Origin of the sequence: Paenibacillus sp. FSL H8-0104 (genome assembly GCF_038050215.1) — a bacterium.
GTDB classification, from domain to species: Bacteria; Bacillota; Bacilli; order Paenibacillales; family Paenibacillaceae; genus Paenibacillus; species Paenibacillus amylolyticus.
Window position 1 is genome coordinate 4,823,703 of the sequence record NZ_JBBOTC010000001.1, and the last position, 18,545, is coordinate 4,842,247.

An 18,545-nucleotide genomic window follows, 5' to 3' on the forward strand; every position below is an offset into this window, starting at 1 on the left:
TCGTTCTTGAACCTACAGTGAGCATTGTAACACGATACCCATACAACACAAAAAGACCAACCGGGAACAGGCGTTTCAAGCGCTTCTGCTCCCACATTTGATCTCATCCTGTCTACCATGTGTTTTCACAACTGTCTATCTGTGAGTTTAGATCACATATTTCGACTGTGCCTTCTCCACCTTGGAGATATAATTCTGAGTTTCGGAAGGCAAACGGTTAAGTACACTCATCAGTTCGCTATCACTCGACACGCCCAGACGTGAAACACGCCCTGGCCCTGCATTATATGCAGCAAGTGCCATCTTCACTTCTCCACCGAAACGCTGGAGCTGAAGGGAAAGATACCTCGTACCCGCATCAATGTTCTGGGCAGGATCAAATGAATTACTCACACCCAGCCCTGCAGCCGTGCCATCCATTAATTGCATGAGCCCTTTGGCACCGGCAGAGGACACCACATTTGGGTTAAAATTGGACTCTGTGTCAATGACGGCCTTGATCAATGATTCAGGAACACCGTATTTGGCACTTGCCTCGGCAATCAAAGATTCATAATCCGTAGGTACAGATGCATCTGAATCCACGATTCCTGTATTGGATGAAGATAATAAAGACTCAACGATGTTATTGGAGACAGAGGACGATCCTGCCGTATTTATATCTGGATTGTACGTGCTTCCGAGTTGCAGCCACAACAGACCATCACTGGATCTTTTGGAGACCGTAGCGGTAGAATCTGTATTGCTCGTCGAATTGGCACCCGTACCTAACAGCCCGTCCATCACATTGGCGAAATCCACTGTTGAACCAGCATCCGATTGTGATCCACTGGTTTGGTTATTCACATTGGACAATTGCAGTTCCAACAACTGCCGCGATCCGCTTGGATCAATCTGCATGAGTTATACCCACTCCCGTATAATTAAGCGTATTATGACCTTATTCTACATCGTTTTACAGCAAGGTTCCATTGTTTTCAAAAAAATATATGAATCTCTCCACATAACCTGCGCATATACGAAAAAAACCTTCTGTAATTCACCGCATTTGGGTGAGAACAGAAGGCTTTTGAATGAATCATTTTACACGTTAGCGAGCGAATGGAATCATGAAAAAATAACTCAGCGTAGCTACAACACCCAGTCCAATGGACCAGGCTCCCGCTGTCTTACGACCATTCACATAGGCATAGTAACCCAGTACGGCTGCGGCCGGTCCAAGTACGATTGACCACATGAACAAAGACGCGATCCCGAAGGCAAGTCCCATGTAACCCGCAACCTTGCCTGTTGATTCCATGACCCGGTCTGCCTCATGCTTCTCAGGTACAGGTTCTGCCCGTTCGGTACCTCCAGTTCTTACGACAGTCGGAGGAGCGACCTCTGCCCCGTATTCTTCCCGATGTGCTTTTCTGGGATAATCGACGCGCATACGCTGTTTTTCACCGTCAACATTGATTTTAGGGCGATCCTGAAAATTAAACTTATTATCGTCATTTTTCATTGGGAAGCACCTCCGTTATGAATAGGGATGACTGCTCACTTGGGTTTGAACGTGTGACAGCATGTTGCAGAGGATGTGCGTGCATGATCATGGTGATCGGAGTCAAATGTCTCACCGGCAAATTCCTCATGCAGACGACGGGTGGCATGTTGGTCGATGTCAATCATGATGGCATCAGCGTGGCAGAAGTTGTTCTCTCCCCAAAAGTTGCAGTTGGAGACGCTGCATTTGACAATTGGTTTGTCTTGGCTCATTTTTTATCACCTCGACTACTATTGTCTCCCCGCCACAAACCTGATATTCCCCGTCAAAATGCCAGATGATGACATGATTACACCTCGTCCGATTCACACTAATAACACAAAAAAACCGCCACAAGGGCGGTTTCGTCCAATTTCATATTCAAGTTTAAACGTTAATTAGGCGTGATTCCGTTGATTTTGCATACGGCGCTGAGTCAGGTAATCACTTTCATAATATGCCAGATCATCGCGCAATTCTTCGTACGTTTTGGAAACCTCAAGAATGACATCCCGTACTGCACGGATTGGCTTGTCACGGAAACGAATGGCATCTTGTCCTGTGTAAGCGTATCTTCCGTCTTCGGAATAACATTCATTTTTGGGATAGAAAAAGCTGTTTACGCATTGGTGATACGTATTATAAAGAGCCTTTTCGGCAAAATCGACATCAAAGTTGGCACGACGCAGCACAACGCCAAGTTTTTCGTAAGAAACTTCAGAAAAAACGAGCAAATGACGGAGATCTGAAAGAAATCCTTTGTAGAAGGCTGTTGATTCTTCCGTCTGATTCTGATCCAGTTCAGGCAAAGCATTCTCATTCAAAAAATTTTCAATCCGATCGATAGCCGGTTTTAACTTTTCCCTAGTTGACTCACATGTTTTCTGTACATTGGCTGCTGACATAAAGGTAGCTCCCCCTTAAATAAGTCCTTACATATAGGTCGGCCAACGGTGGTTTTCCCCTGACCTTTGAATTCTCAGCTATAATCCTACCATAAAAAGATGACGAGCGGTATCCCTTAATCATGCTTTCCGCTTCTGCCGTTAAACATGCCTATTATACGCAGTTAGACTCGAACCCGCCTGCATAAAAATATCCGCTTTTTCTAACGATAGATATAACCAGTGACAACGACGAAGCACTGTTAATGATTGTCCAAAATGAACGAAGGAGGTTCCATCCACCATGTCCAGACCGAAATGGATTAACTGGGCCCTTGCAGCTGGTGCAGGAGCACTCGCCCTGACGCTTTTGCTCCCAACATCCAATCGTCCCGAACCTAAGCCAAGTGCCCTGTCCGACTCTGCTCATGAGGAGCACACGAGTAAGCATCGTCTGAAAGTGCAGGATGTCAAAGCAACCGATCTTCTGACCCGTATGGATGCCAAGCAACATCTCAGTATCATGCTGGAGAAAACCGCCACAATGAATGCTGCTCAGGTTAGCCGATATGTGAATGATCTCCAAAGTTCACATGAACATATCAGATCCATTCATCTGATGAATACCAATGGCTCTTTTAACAAGCCCTTTGATCACGCCTCCACACAAGGAAGCAAGTTGGAACAACAGAAGCTTCAACATTCGCTCAACCTTGCCAAAAAAGCGGTAAACAAACGTCAAAGTTTTGAATCCTCTTCTTTTCCTTTGGGAAAAGAAAAATATTTTGTTATGGGCCAACCCTCCAAAGATGGCAAAAGAGCTGTAATTGCCTTGTTCAGTCAGAACGTATTAAATGCTGTTGAACAACATCAGCGCAAAAATCTGCGCATGATCCCTTATCCGCGAGAGGGTAAATTCAAAATTGAGTCTGTTCACCCGGATACGCTTAACGAAATCACAGTGAAAACTGGACATGATAATGCAAATGCCAGTCATTTTTATGAAAATGAAATCGTCATCCGTTTTCGCCAAGATCCCGGTGAACGGGATATGCGTATCATTAAATCCGATCTGAGAGCGCAATCTGCGCGCAAGCTGGGATACACGTATGTTTTTCGGTCAGAACACATGAGTTACAAACAATTGCATAGTTATTTCGAAAGCAAATGGAATCCACTTTATATGGAGCCCCACTATATGTATTTAACCAATGATACTGTAACTGAACAAACAGATGTAACGATACCCAATGACATTTTGTTCTCCGATTATCAGTGGAACCTGCCTGCGATTGAGACAAACAGAGGTTGGAATATTACCAAGGGAAACAAAGATGTCATCGTAGCAGTAGTTGATACGGGGGTTGATATGAATCATCCTGACCTGAAGGGCAAGCTCCTTGAGGGTTATAATGTGGTCGAGCCGGGAAGCCAACCGATGGATGATGTGGGACATGGGACACACGTCGCAGGCATTATCGGCGCTACTGTCAACAATAATGAAGGCGTGGCAGGCATGAGCTGGTATAACAAGGTACTACCGGTTAAAGTACTCGACAACTCGGGTTCTGGTACCACATATGCCGTTGCCGAAGGCATCATCTGGGCAGCCGATCATGGAGCCAAAGTTATCAACATGAGTCTGGGCAATTATGCTGATGCGCAATTTCTTCATGATGCCATTAAATACGCTTTTGACCGGGATATCGTCCTGATTGCAGCCACGGGGAATGATAATACAGAGCGTCCAGGATACCCTGCTGCTTATCCGGAAGTATTTGCCGTATCTGCTACGGACCCGGATATGAGCAAAGCTTCCTATTCCAACTACGGGGACTATGTTGATGTGATGGCTCCAGGGTCCAGTATCGCCAGTACCTATCCAAATAATCAGTATGCGGCCTTGTCTGGAACGTCCATGGCTAGCCCTCATGTAGCCGCACTTGCAGGTTTGATTCGTTCGTTGAACCCGGACTTGACCAACACGGAAGTGATGGATTTGATGCGCCAAAGTGTTATTGACCTCGGTGATCCAGGTCACGACAAATATTTCGGCTATGGTCAAATCGATGTCTATAAGGCACTGCAAGCCGCATCAGGCAACAGCGCTCCTTTGCAGTTCTGGCCGCAACATGTCAGACAACAAATGGATAATACGATGAAAAAGTATACGCAGTAAGCGTAATGAGGATAATCTGTAAAAAATACAAAAGCAGCTGCGCCCCGGGGCGTACGCTGCTCTTTTTGGTTTATATCCAATTCCCCGGGGCACCCGCTGCGATTAGCGTTTGCGAGAAGTTGTGCGGGCTTTGCTTGATTTTTTTACGGATTTTTTCTTCGGATTATGGCTGGATACATAGCAAGGGTCTTCTTCTTTGACAACAACAGGATACATGTGGTGATGAATCGGAACACAGTGATGTTTTTTGATCACTTCAATCGGGTGGATTACAGGCACGATTTGTGGGATGTAATAATCCTCAACAACCTGGATCGGGTCACAAACAATCGGGCAAAGCGGTGGACAGTAATGGTTCATTTCAAAACCAACTCCCTTTCTGGTGATACTATAACCTATTGCAACAGATCGAAAGTGGATTGGATGTATGTCCATAGTCCGAAAAATTATATGAGCGGTAGCCTGTCCGCCACTGTCCCACCCTGCCCAGGTGTTACTCTGTCAATGACTTGGCACAGTACACGAAGTCCCTCACACAAAAGCTCAACGTTTGTTACCGTGAAGCAGATACGCAGACTTGGTGTATCCATCTCCCCTACATAACAGGCTGAACCAGGGAGGAAAGAGACCCCTGCAGCAAGTGACTGATGATGCAACTCACGCATATCCAAGTTACTCGGAAGTTGGAGCCACAGATTGAGTCCTCCCTCTGGCAAGCGCCATTGCATGCCCATAGTAGCATGCTCTTCCAGCACTTCAGATGCTGCGCACAAGCGAGAATACAATTCATCCCTCAATCGGGATACATAGGCACCGTACTGATTCTGAATGAAAGATTGCAGTGCCTTTTGTGTAAGCAGCGGACTCCCCAAATCCGCCGTAGATTTCGCGGCCACAAGCCGGGTCAATACACTTCCGTCTGCGATGGCGCAGGCTATACGGCAACCGGGAGACAACACCTTGCTGAAGCTTTTGATATATACGACATGACCTGTCCCATCCATCGATTTAATGGAAGCCGGGGGAGGTTCCCTAAAATAAAGATCTGCAAACGGATCGTCCTCCAGAATGAGGCAGTGGTAGCTTTGCGCGAGATTAAGAAGTTGTGCTCGTCTTCTTGCACTCATCGTGATACCTGTTGGATTGTGATAGGTCGGGATCGTATAGATCAGCTTGGGCGGATAGGTATCACATAATCGGGTCAACAGATCAATACGCATGCCTTCGTCATCCATCGGGACCGTAATGATCTTCGCGCCTCTACTCGTAAATACATCAATGGCTCCGGTATAGCTTGGTGCCTCCATGTATACAACATCCCCAGGTCCGACAAAAGTTCGTGCCACAAGATCGATCCCCTGCTGAGCACCACTTGTAATTAACATGCGTTCAGGTGCAGCCTGTAGTCCACGCTCGGCAAAGTGTTCGGCCAAGATCTGTCTAAGCTCCCGATCCCCCTGAAAAGATCCGTAAGCTGCCATACGCTCTGTATGATCAGAGGAGAGTCGGTAGGCGCTGTCGATAATCTCTCGTGTAGGCAACAGTTCAGGCTGAATCGCTGACATATGAAGTTCATACCGCACTTGAGGTGACGTATCAAAATGTCTCCAGAGCTGGGCTCGCGGTAAATAATCCACCAGTGCCATCTGCCAATTCCATGACGTACTGGATTCACTGTTGGCATTGTTTCGCTGCGTTCGGTCCACATCCTCCATCTGATCCACGTTCAATGTACCTCTCACATAACAACCTTTCCCCTGGGAGCAGGTGATCAATTGAATCGCTTCAAGTTCAGCATACGCTTTGGATACAGTGACCAGGCTGACACCCAAATCCGCGGTCATTTTACGCACAGAAGGAAGTCGGGTTCCGGGTTCGATGAGTCCTGATCTGATGCGATCGGCAATCGTTAGCGCAATCTGCACGTACAATTTGGTACTGCTTCCCCGCTTTAATTCAATATGCATATGTGCTCCCCCAACTGTTATGATCTTCATTTTACTGTTATAGTGTAGTCCGTCTATTATAGTTTATAATATCAGTATAACAGTGAATAACAGGAGATGAGAATAACATGAGTATCCCTTGGTCCAAAATGGCACAAAACACCCCGTCCTCTGTCGTTCGCGACATGCTCCAGGCCGCTCAGGCACCTGGAATGATCTCACTAGCCGGTGGATTACCCGCCCAGACTTCATTCCCGCTGGAAGCCATACGCGTTGCATATGAAAAAGTATTTATGAGCGGAGCAGCCGCTCTTCAATATGCGGAGACTGAGGGTTACCGTCCTCTTCGCGCCAAAATCGCCGAACGCCTTGAATCCAAGGGCATTCCCGCTTCACCCGATCACATGCTTCTCACTACGGGTTCACAGCAATCCATTGACTTGGTTTGCCGCATCCTTCTCGACCCGGGTGACCGCGTATTGGTTGAATCACCAACCTACCTCGCTGCTCTGCAAGTCATTCATTCCTATCAAGCTGAATCTCACGGCGTAGCCTGTGATGATCACGGTATGTTGCCTGAATCTCTGGAGGAACAACTCCAGTTGCATCGTCCAAAACTTGTCTACATTAACCCCACGTTCTCCAATCCTACGGGAAAAGTATGGTCACGAGAAAGAAGACAGCGAGCTGTGGATCTGTGCCGCAAGTATGGTGTACTTATTCTGGAAGATGATCCCTATGGTGAAATTCGGTTTAATCCGGAGCAATTGGATGTCCCTGCTCTCGCAGAACTGGATGCAGTATCCTATGACGGCCCTTCCAACGTTATCTACACCAGTACATTCTCCAAAACGGTAGCACCTGGCCTTCGTACGGGCTGGATACTGGCTGCTCCCGATATTGTCAAAATGGCAGCACGAGCCAAACAAGGTGCCGACTTGCACTCCAGCAGCATTGACCAAAGAGCGCTTCATGCACTGCTTGAATCTTTCGATCTGGATGCGCATATCCGCCATATTTCAGAGGATTATGAAAAACGCATGAAAACACTGACTACTCTTATGGCAGCCAAAGCATGGGAAGGTATCTCGTGGAATTCACCACAAGGTGGTATGTTCTTGTGGCTGCAACTGCCTGAAGGCATGTTGGCAAGCAATCTGTTCACTTACGGTATCCAGGAGAAAGTGTGCATCGTGCCAGGTGATTCTTTCTATGCAGGTACACCGGAGTTAAACCGCATGCGGATCAACTTTACTCATACGGACCCTGAGCTCCTTCCGGAAGCCGTGGAAAGAATGGATCGCGCCATCCAACGTTGGCATGCTTCCTTAACATCCGACAGTGTTGTTACACTGTAATGAACTGTCATAAACGTTTCGCGATTCTTTAGCGTATGAAGGTTAATAACTTGATATGAGAAACAAAAATAAGGCGGCAGGCCCGAGAATCTCGGAACTGCCGCCTTATTTTTATAGAACCTGTTATCAACAGGAGTTATGTTTTTTTAGATGTTTGTGGGTCCTTCTGATCAGTCAGGCCATCGGATAATTCATACGAGCTGTCCTCGACTGATAGGTGGACTACATTGTGTTGCAATAGTGTTGTTGTTGCAGTTAGGAAAGCTTACCGTAAGCCGGGTTCTGTGCTCTTCGTGGTTCATACGGGAACTACCCTCCCACCAGAAGCGACAATCATCTATCTAGGCCATACATTGCTGCACAGCTCAAGCGACCAACCTAGACACACCTCGGGCTAAGGTTGCCTCCTCCGAAAAGGCGGCTGTGTCCCATTAGGTCTTGCTCCAGATGGGGTTTACCAGGAACGAAGTCACCAGCGTTCCTCGGGGTCTCTTACACCTCGGTTCCATCCTTGCCTGTGCCGGAAAATCCGGCCATCGGCGGTCCATTTCTGTGGCACTATCCTTCAACTCGCGCTGACTGGACGTTATCCAGCATCCTGCCCTGTGGAGCCCGGACTTTCCTCTCGTGGCAACAAAGGCCACCAGCGATTGTCTGTCAAGCTTTCCGAACAACATTACATAGTATACAGGCATTTAGGTTCCCAGACAAGCTTAATATTACTGGGAGCTGCACATCAACGGTCTTTTTAGATAAACTGGAATACTTCCGTATTTACCTCAGAAGCCGTAACTTGCGTATCATATCGTTTTTCTTCCAAACGGGAACGAAGCCAATCCGCTGTTTTTGGTTTCATAATCTTCTCGGAATTATGTCCCGGGTCGATGATACACATACCTGCCATTAACGCATCATGAGCCGTGTGATAATCGATATCTCCGGTCACAATAACATCCGCACCTTTGAAGCGGGCAGTGAGCGCGTAACGGCTGCCAGAGCCGCCAAGAACCGCTGCTTTTTTGATCTGCTTGTTCAGATCTCCTACTACCCGCACATGAGGCACATTGAATTGGGTCTTCACGACCTCCACTAGCTCACCTAATGTCTTAGGTTCCCTAAGGGGTCCCAAGCGTCCCAGACCGAGCGTACGGCCCTTTAAATCCATTGCATAGAGATCATAGGCCACTTCCTCATACGGATGAGCCTTAAGCATCGCCTGAACGACCTTACTTCTCAGACTTTGGGGTACGATGGTCTCAATACGCATTTCTTCCACACGTTCCATCTGCCCTTGGGTACCGATAAACGGTTGAGTCCCTTCACCAGGTACAAACGTTCCTGTACCTTCCGTGTTAAAGCTGCACTTGTTGTATTGACCGATACTCCCCGCTCCGGTTTCCAGAATGGCCTGAAGAACCTGTTCATGATGGGTACGAGGCACAAACACAGCCAGCTTGTACAGATGATCTGTGTGTACATCTTCCAGCGATTCTTTACTCTCGATGCCAAGTGCCTCGGCCATCCAGTCATTCATCCCACCCTCGGCCACATCCAGGTTTGTATGACTGATATAGACAGCAATATCATGCTTAATCAGCTTTTCATACAATTTACCCATAGGTGTATCTGTACTCAGTGACTTAACCGGACGGAAAATGATGGCGTGATGAGCGATAATCAGGTTGGCTCCAATGCGAATCGCTTCGTCCACCACTTCATCCGTCACATCCAAAGCTACTAACACGTGACTGATTTCTTTTTGCAAACTGCCAAGCTGGAGACCAATGCGGTCATCCGGTACAGCCAGATGTTTGGGAGCGAGTTGCTCCATCAGTTGAATTACAGTTTGACCTTTGGCAAACATGCCAAAACCTCCTTCAAGTTTGCGATAAGACGCTCTACCTCAGCCGCCTTGTCCCGGGAAGAATCCTGATCGGATTTGGAGATGGAGTTAACAACCCCTTGCAGCTTGATGATCTCACTTTCCCATTTGGCAAAAAATACATCCGATGGACGATCCACCAAATAAGGTCCCATCCGCAGCAGCAAATCTTCCGTTAATTCTGCCCCGCCTTGAAGCGGACGTGCACGATACACCTCTACATTGGCAATCGGGCTTACAGATTGTGGCATCGCCGTTATAATCTCATAAATCTTGCCATCTTCTTCGAGCAACTGTTCTGCTACAACCACCCAGTGATGCTCCAGTAACCAGCGTCTGAGGATATCCTCACCCACATTTGGTTGCAAAATAAGTAACTGGACTCCTTCCAGTTTGGATATACCTCTGTCCAAAATAGAAGCAATCAAGGCACCGCCCATACCTGCAATGGTGATGACATCCACTTCACCCGCAGAGATCACATCAAGACCGTCTCCACGACGCACCGTGATTTTTTCTCTCAGGCCAGCATCGCTGACTTGTTTGCATGCAGCATCATAAGGGCCAGGATTGACTTCCCCGGCTACTGCACTTGCAGCTTTCCCACTGCGGATTGCGGCTACTGGTAGCAACGCGTGGTCTGAACCGATATCAGCCATGCGGCTGCCATCGGGAATTTGATCATGTATTCGCTGTAATCGATTCGAAAGTTTCATGAAGCACCTACACCATTCATTTAATTTATTGATTTGCATTGAACAAGGAAAAGCGATAAAATAAAATCCAATAAAACATTTCAAGGATGAATTTCCAAAACCAAGAAATCAAGACGTTTAAATTAAAAATAAAGGAGACCCCGCCGCCGCTAAAGCGTCTTGCGGAAAGTCTCCCATAGTTCGATTATTCGAGGAAATCCTTGAGTCGTTTACTACGACTCGGGTGACGCAACTTACGAAGAGCCTTGGCTTCGATCTGACGAATACGCTCACGCGTAACACCAAATACCTTGCCGACTTCCTCCAGCGTTCTCGTCCGTCCATCGTCCAGACCAAAACGTAGACGAAGCACGTTCTCTTCACGTTCAGTCAATGTATCCAATACATCTTCAAGCTGTTCTTTCAGCAACTCATACGCAGCAGCATCCGCCGGAGCAAGTGCTTCCTGATCTTCAATGAAGTCACCCAGATGGGAATCATCTTCCTCACCAATTGGTGTTTCCAGAGAAACCGGTTCCTGTGCAATCTTCGTAATTTCACGAACTTTCTCTACACTCAGATCCATCTCAGCAGCGATTTCTTCTGGTGTCGGTTCACGCCCAAGTTCCTGCAACAGCTGACGGGATACCCGGATCAGCTTATTAATCGTCTCCACCATGTGCACAGGGATACGGATTGTACGCGCCTGGTCAGCAATAGCACGAGTGATCGCTTGGCGGATCCACCATGTAGCATACGTACTGAACTTGTATCCTTTTTTGTGGTCGAACTTCTCAACCGCTTTGATCAGACCCATATTACCTTCCTGAATCAAATCAAGGAACAACATTCCACGTCCAACGTAACGCTTGGCGATACTGACAACGAGCCGTAAGTTAGCTTCAGCCAGACGACGCTTGGCTTCTTCATCCCCGTTCTCAATCCGTTTAGCCAGTTGTACTTCATCATCTGCCGACAACAGTGGCACACGACCAATTTCCTTGAGGTACATACGGACAGGGTCATTGATTTTGATACCTGGCGGCAAGCTCAGATCATCATCAAAGTGGAATTCGTCCTCTCCCTCTCTGGTGTTGTTCTCGGAATCTTCACTAGGACGAAGTGTAACCTCTTCATTGTTTTCATTCACTACATCGATACCCAGATCGCTCAGTTGCTCATAGAACTCATCCATTTGCTCTGCATCCTGCTCAAAAGGAGAGAGTTTCTCTATAATTTCCTTGTAATTCAGCGAAGCTCTTTTTTTACCTGATTCAATCAATTGATCTTTAACCTGATCCAGTGTCAATTCTGTTTCTAGTTCAGTATGCTGATCATTCGCCATAATTCGACTCCCTCCTCCCTAGAAACATCTAATCATCAGACGTTCACTGTCTCTCTAGGGCAATCATTTCAATTGCAATCTGTGCCGCGCGTACAGAATCACCTGCCCGCTCTGCAGCAATCATTTCTTCTTTTTTCAAATCGTACTCTTTCTTACGCGGATGCTTCAGCACTTCCCTGATGCAATCATCGAGCATTTGAATACTCCATTCACCTGGACCATCCATCATCGAGATTGAACTGACCGTTTTTTCCAGGCGATCGTCATGCAGTGAAGACATAAAACGGCTTGTATCCGACGGTTTGCCTTGCGCATAGTAGGCATATAGATAAGCAGCAATAGCTGCATGATCCTCCAAGTTAAATGCTTCACCAAGATGTTCATTCACGTACTGGGCAGCCTCATCATCCTGCAACATCCAGGCAATCAGTTTGCGTTCGGCAGCGTGATAAGCCGGCAACAGATTAGGTGTAGGCACCTGCCTATTTTGTTGCCTACCATTATTCCACCTTTTCGGGTTATTATCCCCAAACTGGAGGTTATTTTTCATCGCCTCCCGTTCTTCATTACACTCCTGCTTCAATGTTTCGAAGGATACGTCCACTTCTGCAGCCAGTTCACGAAGATACACTTCCCTTTCTGTTGGAGAAGGTAAGGGTGCAATCAACTTTACTGCTTCTTTCGAATAGGCGATTTGTCCGCCACCCTCTAGCAGTATATGGCTTTTTTTTAAGTTTATAAGTTTAAATTTTGTAGTTGTCACGGCACCGTCCACAATCTGGTTTCGGAACCGTTCACCACCATGCTTCCGGATAAAATCATCTGGGTCAAGTCCCTCGGGAATGAGAGCCACTTTGACCTGCAATCCAGCTTCCTCAAGAATAGGGAAGTTTTTGAGTGCAGCAGCCTGTCCTGCTCTGTCGCCGTCATAACATATAATGACTTCGTCGCACATCCCTTTGAGCATCAGTGCCTGATTCTCGGTTAACGCAGTGCCCATTGCCGCTACACCATTCTGGATATCCTGGTCCCATGCGGAGATGACATCACCATATCCCTCGAATAAAATGGCTTGTCTTTGTTTGCGAATTGCATTTTTGGCATGATGCAAATTATAGAGAACACGGCTTTTGTTAAATAACCGGGTTTCCGGTGAATTTAGATACTTCGGTTGCCCATCTCCCAATATGCGTCCTGCAAATGCAATCGGCTTACCGCTCCTGCCATTAATCGGGAACATAATCCGGTCTCGGAATCGATCCACATATCCCTGACCTTCATTTCGCGGTGACAGAAGTCCACCCTTTTCCATCTCTTCGAGCGGATAGTTACGTTTCTCAAGAAATTGTACCAGTGTGTCCCAACGATTTGGTGCAAAACCAATCTGGAACTGGTCGATTAACTTGTCGCCAAAACCTCTTGAGCGTAAATACTCCATGGCTGACTTGCCGTGCTCTGTATTTTTCAACAAAAAATGATACAGCTTCGCGGTAAGCTCATAAGCTTCCAACAGACGTTCCGTCTCCGGATTCACATGAGCAGATTCACGCCCTTGCCAGTCCCCCATAGAGATGTGACTTTCTTCCGCCATCGTTTTGACAGCCTCGGGAAAGGATAACCCTTCGATTTCCATCCTGAATTTGATGGCATTTCCACCCGTGCCGCAACCGTAGCAGTAGAAAATTTGTTTCTCAGGTGTAACGGTGAACGAAGGCGTCTTCTCGGAATGAAAAGGACAGAGGCCTTTCATATACTTCCCCTGTTTGGTCAGATGCACAAATCGGCTCACCGTATCGACAATATCATTCTGCTGTAACACCGATTCAATAATACTTTCGGGTATACCGCCTTGTCCGGTACTCATCTCTGGCCACCTTCATCTCTTCAACACGTAAATATAATTCGATAAACTTACACATTCTCCTGCAAATCTTTTAAAAGTTTTGTCAGTTTATGTTGAAACATTTCTCGATCCTGCTCTGTGAAAGGCTTTGGGCCTTTCCCGTAATGGCCTCTTTTTCGCGCTTTGGCCGCAGTATGACGAGAATCCAACATGAAATCAATGTCACGATCGTTGAACTCACGACCACGAAAGGACAAAACATAACAACGTTTGCCAAGCGCAAGTGCCGCAAGTCCATAGTCCTGAGTGATAACTACATCATATGGCTTAATATGATTAGCAATATACAGGTCTGCGCTCTGATCACTGCGATCCACTTGCACGGTTCGTACCCCTTCTCCTCCTTGAAGCAAATGATCAAATGAAGAGACTAACAGTACGGGGATGTTGAAAAGGCGAGCGGTTTGCGCAATCTCGGTTTTGACCGGGCAAGCATCACCATCCACAACAATGTGGCGTATATTTAACTCACTCAAACCCAGACCACCCGGTTTCATAAAATAGCTGCATATTGTTATATACGACCCCGGCCAGGCAAAATCCTTCTGCCGGAACGAGGGAAATCAAAGGCTAAAATACGGAGCGGTTGTCAAAAATACATTTCACAACCCGTTCCGTATATTTATACCCTCATATATCCTTCTTTAATACTGAATTTTAGCTTTGCGCCAAGTCTGTGGAAAAGGACTCATGAAATACGCCAATTACCAAACCAACTTGGAAAAATCAGCAAATCCTTTCAAGTCACGATCAATAGCCGCGAGCAAGGCAAGTCGGTTCGCCCGAACAGCTTCATCTTCGGCCATAACCATGACCGAATCGAAGAATGAAGTAATACCATCCTTCCAGGCAGATGCAATAGCCAGTGCTTCAGCAGCATGATGCTGAGTCAACGCCTGACGATATTCTGCATTCGTTTTGCTCCATGCCTCATGGAGCTGACGTTCTCCATCTTCTGTGAACAGTTCTGGATGTACGGAAGCATTGGATGCTTTGGCAGCCAGATTACCGACACGGTTGAACGATTCAACCGTTGTTTTGAATGCGTCTCCTGTCATAACAGCCGCCATCAACGCTTCACCTTTTGGAACCACAGCGCTGATATCATCGAATCCGGAAGAAATTACGGCATCCACTACGTCGTAGCGAACTGTTTCGGACAACAATTTTTTCACACGAAGACCAAAGAAGTCTTGCAGATCTTTACGAACCTCTTCGTCTGCACGTTTCAACAGGTTCATCTGGGCATGTACTTGAAGTGCTACTCCGAACACGTCAGACAATGTCAGCGGAAGCTTGTGATCCAGCAAAATCTGTACAATACCTGCAGCCTGACGGCGCAGCGCGTAAGGATCCTGTGAACCCGTTGGAATAATATTGATGGAGAAACAACCCACGATTGTATCCATTTTGTCCGCAGCACTCACAATGGCACCAACAAGAGAAGCAGGGGATTGATCTCCAGCGAAACGTGGCTGATAGTGTTCAAATACCGCTTTGGCCACTTCTTCTTTTTCGCCAGCTTTACGAGCGTAATCCTCACCCATCACACCTTGCAGTTCCGGGAATTCTCCCACCATCAGTGTCACCAGATCGAATTTGCAGATATCTGCTGAGCGGCTAACGGATTCAGCAATATCACCGGATACTTGCAGTTTGGCAGCAAGTCCATCCGCAATCTTGCGAATACGGCGCACTTTATCTCCAACCGTTCCCAGTTCTTCCTGGAAGACGATACTTTCCAGCTTCGACAATGCATCCTTAATCTGTAGCTTCTGATCTTCCTCATAGAAGAACTTGGCATCAGACAGACGTGCACGCAGAACTTTTTCATTCCCTCTGGCAATAACGTCCAGTGAATCACTTCCGCCGTTACGTACCGTCACGAAGAATGGCAACAATTGTCCTTCATTGTCCAGTACAGGGAAATAACGCTGATGCTCACGCATGGAAGTAATCAATACTTCTTGTGGAATATTCAAGAATGAGGAGTCAAATGTCCCGAACAATACGGTAGGTGTTTCCACCAGGAACAGGACTTCCTCCAGCAAGTCTTCCTTAATCGCGATATCCCATTTTTTCTCCGCAGCCAGTGCCTGAATCTGGGATACAATCATCTGTTCACGTTCCTGGATATCAGCAATGACATGTTCGGAACGCAACACTTCCACGTATGAAGACGGAGTGGAGATCACAGCCTCCTTACCGAGGAAACGATGTCCGCGAGTTACATTACCCGACTTAATACCTGTCACTTCCAGATCGATAACCTCACTGCCGAGCATAGCCACAATCCAGCGGATTGGACGTACAAATTTGAAATCATAGGAAGCCCAACGCATGAATTTTGGGAACGTCATGGCATGTAATACAGAAAGTAACCCTTCGCCAACCACAGACGCCGTCTCCACACCTTTGCTGCTCTTCGTTGCATAGATATATTCGACACCGTTCAGTTCCTTGAACGTGAACTGGTCCGGTTCAACACCTTGACTGCGGGCGAATCCGAGTGCAGCCTTGCTCCAATTGCCACTGTCGTCCAGGGCAATTTTGCGTGAAGGACCTTTCACTTCTTCCTCGATATCTTCCTGCTTTTCAGCCACATTCTGAATCAAAACAGCCAGACGGCGCGGTGTAGCATATGCATTCACTTCACCATAAGCAATGCGGGATGCGTCAAGCCATTTCACGACACGCTCTTGCAGCTGTGCGATTGCTGCGCGCATAAAGCGTGCAGGTACTTCTTCCAGCCCGATTTCAAACAACAGATCCTTAGACATGCTCGGCTCCCCCTTTCTTGATCAGCGGGAAGCCTAGCTTCTCACGCTCTTCCATATATGTTGCAGCGACTTGGCGAGCCAGATTACGAACACGTGTGATGTAACCCGTACGTTCCGTTACACTGATGGCTCCACGTGCATCCAACAGGTTGAACGTGTGGGAACATTTCAGCACATAGTCATATGCCGGGAATACCAGATGCTGCGCCATGGCTTTGTTTGCTTCTTCTTCATGCATGTTGAAGAGTGTAAACAGCATTTTGACATCAGATACTTCAAACGTATATTTAGAGTGTTCGAGTTCTGGCTGACGGAATACATCACCATAAGTGATACCTTCCACCCATTCCAGATCAAACACATTCTCTTTATCTTGTATGTAAGAAGCCAAACGCTCCATACCATACGTAATTTCAACAGCTACCGGATTTGTCTCGATCCCACCAACCTGTTGGAAATACGTAAATTGCGTAATTTCCATTCCGTCCAACCATACTTCCCAACCAAGACCTGCACAACCAAGGGAAGGATTCTCCCAGTTATCTTCAACAAACCGAATATCATGTTTGAGCGGATCAATGCCAAGACGTTTCAGACTTTCCAGGTAAATTTCCTGAATATTGTCCGGAGAAGGCTTGATGATGACCTGGAACTGATGATGCTGGTACAGCCGGTTAGGGTTCTCACCATAACGTCCGTCCGAAGGACGACGGGAAGGCTCCACATAGGCCACTTTCCAAGGTTCGGGTCCAAGCGAGCGTAAAAAGGTCATCGGGTTCATCGTACCTGCCCCTTTTTCCGTATCGTATGGCTGGACAATAATACAGTTATGCTCGGCCCAGAATTGTTGCAGCGTTAGAATCATCTGCTGAAAATTCATAATCATGCTCCTTTTCAATGGTTTGTTAGCAAGCTTAGGACGGTGAAGACAACAATAAATAGCCCCCGTCCTACGCCTGTTGTACAGACGTAGGGACGAGAGCTATTCCCGCGGTTCCACCCTACTTGGCTTAGATCAAACAAGATGATCCTGTTCGTTCCAGCCCACTTTTCCGTGTCCATTCATGCTCCCGAGTGCCGTTTCAAAGATCGATTCAGCCAGGCTCCCACCATCCCCGGCTCGCTCATTCATGATTCCCAAGTGTTATACAACGACTTGTCTCCATAAATGTAATAAATCCAGTCTTTTACTTTCTCGTTCAATGCATGTCTCATAAAGAGAAATTATATTTCATAATATATAAAATCTAGTATGAAGTCAAGATATAGTTTCACTTCCACCAAAACGCCTCAAATCCCGTACTTCTCCATCTGATCGAGGAAAGAACGGGATTTAAGATTCAGACCGAGCTGATGATCCATAAAGGCACGCATCAACTTTTTGATCTCATCACGGGTAGACTCACTCACTGATATATTCCCCAAGCGCTGCAGATCCAACTGTGCGAACAAACGCAACAACTTCAGAGCCTTTGGACTAACTGACATCGCTGGAGGATCAAAATGTTTGCATGCTCGACACAAGACGCCACCAAGTCTGGGACTTATAAACAACTGCTCATCTGGTCGCTCCTGGTTGCAGGAGATGCACTCATCGAACTGTGGACCATATCCGGATGCCTGTAATATTTTCATTTCGTACAGACTTGTAATAACAACCGGATCTTTCTCTTCCTTCAACGCCTGCAAACACGCCTTTAACTGTTTGAACCAAAATGTACCTGTTTCCTCATCCTGAAGCACCCGATCCAATAGTTCACACGCATAAGAGGCATAAGAGGCCTTGACCAGATCTTCACGCAACTCATGATAAGATTCAACAATTTCTCCAGCGTTCAATGTGCCTAGACCTGTATTGCGAAAATATACATATTGACCATACGTAAACGGCTGCACCAGTGCAGCATGTCGGCTCTTGGGCTTTTTGGCACCGCGGACGAGTACCCCTACTTTCCCGCCGCTTTCGGTGCAAAGCGTAATGATTTTGTTCCCTTCGCCGTAGTCCATGCTGCGGATGACAATCCCTTCCACCCTGTATAGCATGCCTC

17 protein-coding genes and 1 other RNA gene are annotated in these 18,545 nt (G+C 46.9%); 2 read left to right on the forward strand and 16 right to left on the reverse strand.

Going from position 1 to position 18,545, the window contains the following annotated elements; genetic code table 11:
* Positions 1–147: 147 nt before the first annotated feature.
* The 4 genes from NST38_RS21435 to NST38_RS21450 form a co-directional block, all read right to left on the reverse strand.
* Positions 148–900 (reverse strand): lytic transglycosylase domain-containing protein, encoded by a 753-nt coding sequence (locus tag NST38_RS21435; RefSeq protein WP_076250719.1) that lies wholly within the window; start codon positions 898–900, stop codon positions 148–150.
* 190 nt (positions 901–1,090) lie between these two features.
* Positions 1,091–1,504, reverse strand: a complete 414-nt coding sequence (locus tag NST38_RS21440; protein WP_036615008.1) for a hypothetical protein — start codon at positions 1,502–1,504, stop codon at positions 1,091–1,093.
* Between the two features lie 35 nt (positions 1,505–1,539).
* Positions 1,540–1,758, reverse strand: coding sequence for a DUF1540 domain-containing protein (locus NST38_RS21445; RefSeq protein WP_074095869.1), 219 nt, complete (start codon positions 1,756–1,758; stop codon positions 1,540–1,542).
* A 165-nt stretch (positions 1,759–1,923) separates the two neighbouring features.
* The gene (locus NST38_RS21450) at positions 1,924–2,430 is read right to left on the reverse strand and encodes a YpuI family protein (protein ID WP_017687263.1); all 507 of its coding nucleotides are present in this window, start codon (positions 2,428–2,430) and stop codon (positions 1,924–1,926) included.
* A 283-nt stretch (positions 2,431–2,713) separates the two neighbouring features.
* Between NST38_RS21450 and NST38_RS21455 the strand changes: the two genes are divergently transcribed.
* Entirely contained in the window at positions 2,714–4,588 is a 1,875-nt protein-coding gene (locus NST38_RS21455) for a S8 family peptidase (RefSeq protein ID WP_076250717.1), read from the forward strand.
* A gap of 102 nt (positions 4,589–4,690) precedes the next feature.
* Here the strand turns inward: NST38_RS21455 and NST38_RS21460 are convergent, their stop codons facing one another.
* On the reverse strand, positions 4,691–5,023 hold the full coding sequence (locus tag NST38_RS21460) for a hypothetical protein (RefSeq protein ID WP_256720005.1): 333 nt from the start codon (positions 5,021–5,023) through the stop codon (positions 4,691–4,693).
* Between the two features lie 11 nt (positions 5,024–5,034).
* Positions 5,035–6,555, reverse strand: coding sequence for a MocR-like pyridoxine biosynthesis transcription factor PdxR (gene pdxR / locus NST38_RS21465; RefSeq protein WP_076250715.1), 1,521 nt, complete (start codon positions 6,553–6,555; stop codon positions 5,035–5,037).
* 107 nt (positions 6,556–6,662) lie between these two features.
* Here pdxR and NST38_RS21470 point away from each other — a divergent pair, with 107 nt between their 5' ends.
* Positions 6,663–7,892, forward strand: coding sequence for an aminotransferase-like domain-containing protein (locus tag NST38_RS21470; protein WP_076250713.1), 1,230 nt, complete (start codon positions 6,663–6,665; stop codon positions 7,890–7,892).
* A 256-nt stretch (positions 7,893–8,148) separates the two neighbouring features.
* On the opposite strand, the gene rnpB is transcribed toward NST38_RS21470, so the two are convergent.
* The 10 genes from rnpB to recO form a co-directional block, all read right to left on the reverse strand.
* Positions 8,149–8,558, reverse strand: an RNA gene (rnpB, locus tag NST38_RS21475) — RNase P RNA component class A.
* Between the two features lie 82 nt (positions 8,559–8,640).
* Positions 8,641–9,756 carry a Nif3-like dinuclear metal center hexameric protein gene (locus NST38_RS21480; RefSeq protein ID WP_076250711.1) on the reverse strand — a complete coding sequence of 372 codons (1,116 nt, stop codon included), beginning with the start codon at positions 9,754–9,756 and terminating at the stop codon, positions 8,641–8,643.
* Complete coding sequence (locus tag NST38_RS21485) at positions 9,732–10,490, reverse strand: tRNA (adenine(22)-N(1))-methyltransferase (RefSeq protein WP_076250709.1); 759 nt, start codon at positions 10,488–10,490, stop codon at positions 9,732–9,734. Before NST38_RS21485 ends, NST38_RS21480 begins: the two co-directional genes overlap by 25 nt.
* A gap of 184 nt (positions 10,491–10,674) precedes the next feature.
* Entirely contained in the window at positions 10,675–11,814 is a 1,140-nt protein-coding gene (gene rpoD, locus NST38_RS21490; protein ID WP_017687256.1) for an RNA polymerase sigma factor RpoD, read from the reverse strand.
* A gap of 43 nt (positions 11,815–11,857) precedes the next feature.
* A complete protein-coding gene (gene dnaG, locus NST38_RS21495; protein WP_076250707.1) occupies positions 11,858–13,678 on the reverse strand; it encodes a DNA primase in 1,821 nt (606 codons plus the stop codon).
* Positions 13,679–13,725: 47 nt separating this feature from the next.
* Positions 13,726–14,193, reverse strand: coding sequence for a YaiI/YqxD family protein (locus tag NST38_RS21500; protein WP_017687254.1), 468 nt, complete (start codon positions 14,191–14,193; stop codon positions 13,726–13,728).
* A gap of 228 nt (positions 14,194–14,421) precedes the next feature.
* Positions 14,422–16,497 carry a glycine--tRNA ligase subunit beta gene (gene glyS, locus NST38_RS21505; protein WP_076250705.1) on the reverse strand — a complete coding sequence of 692 codons (2,076 nt, stop codon included), beginning with the start codon at positions 16,495–16,497 and terminating at the stop codon, positions 14,422–14,424.
* The gene (gene glyQ / locus NST38_RS21510) at positions 16,490–17,377 is read right to left on the reverse strand and encodes a glycine--tRNA ligase subunit alpha (RefSeq protein WP_076250703.1); all 888 of its coding nucleotides are present in this window, start codon (positions 17,375–17,377) and stop codon (positions 16,490–16,492) included. Before glyQ ends, glyS begins: the two co-directional genes overlap by 8 nt.
* A gap of 135 nt (positions 17,378–17,512) precedes the next feature.
* Positions 17,513–17,638, reverse strand: coding sequence for a hypothetical protein (locus NST38_RS21515; protein ID WP_256720004.1), 126 nt, complete (start codon positions 17,636–17,638; stop codon positions 17,513–17,515).
* A gap of 149 nt (positions 17,639–17,787) precedes the next feature.
* Positions 17,788–18,540, reverse strand: a complete 753-nt coding sequence (recO, locus tag NST38_RS21520; protein ID WP_047843778.1) for a DNA repair protein RecO — start codon at positions 18,538–18,540, stop codon at positions 17,788–17,790.
* Positions 18,541–18,545 lie beyond the last annotated feature (5 nt).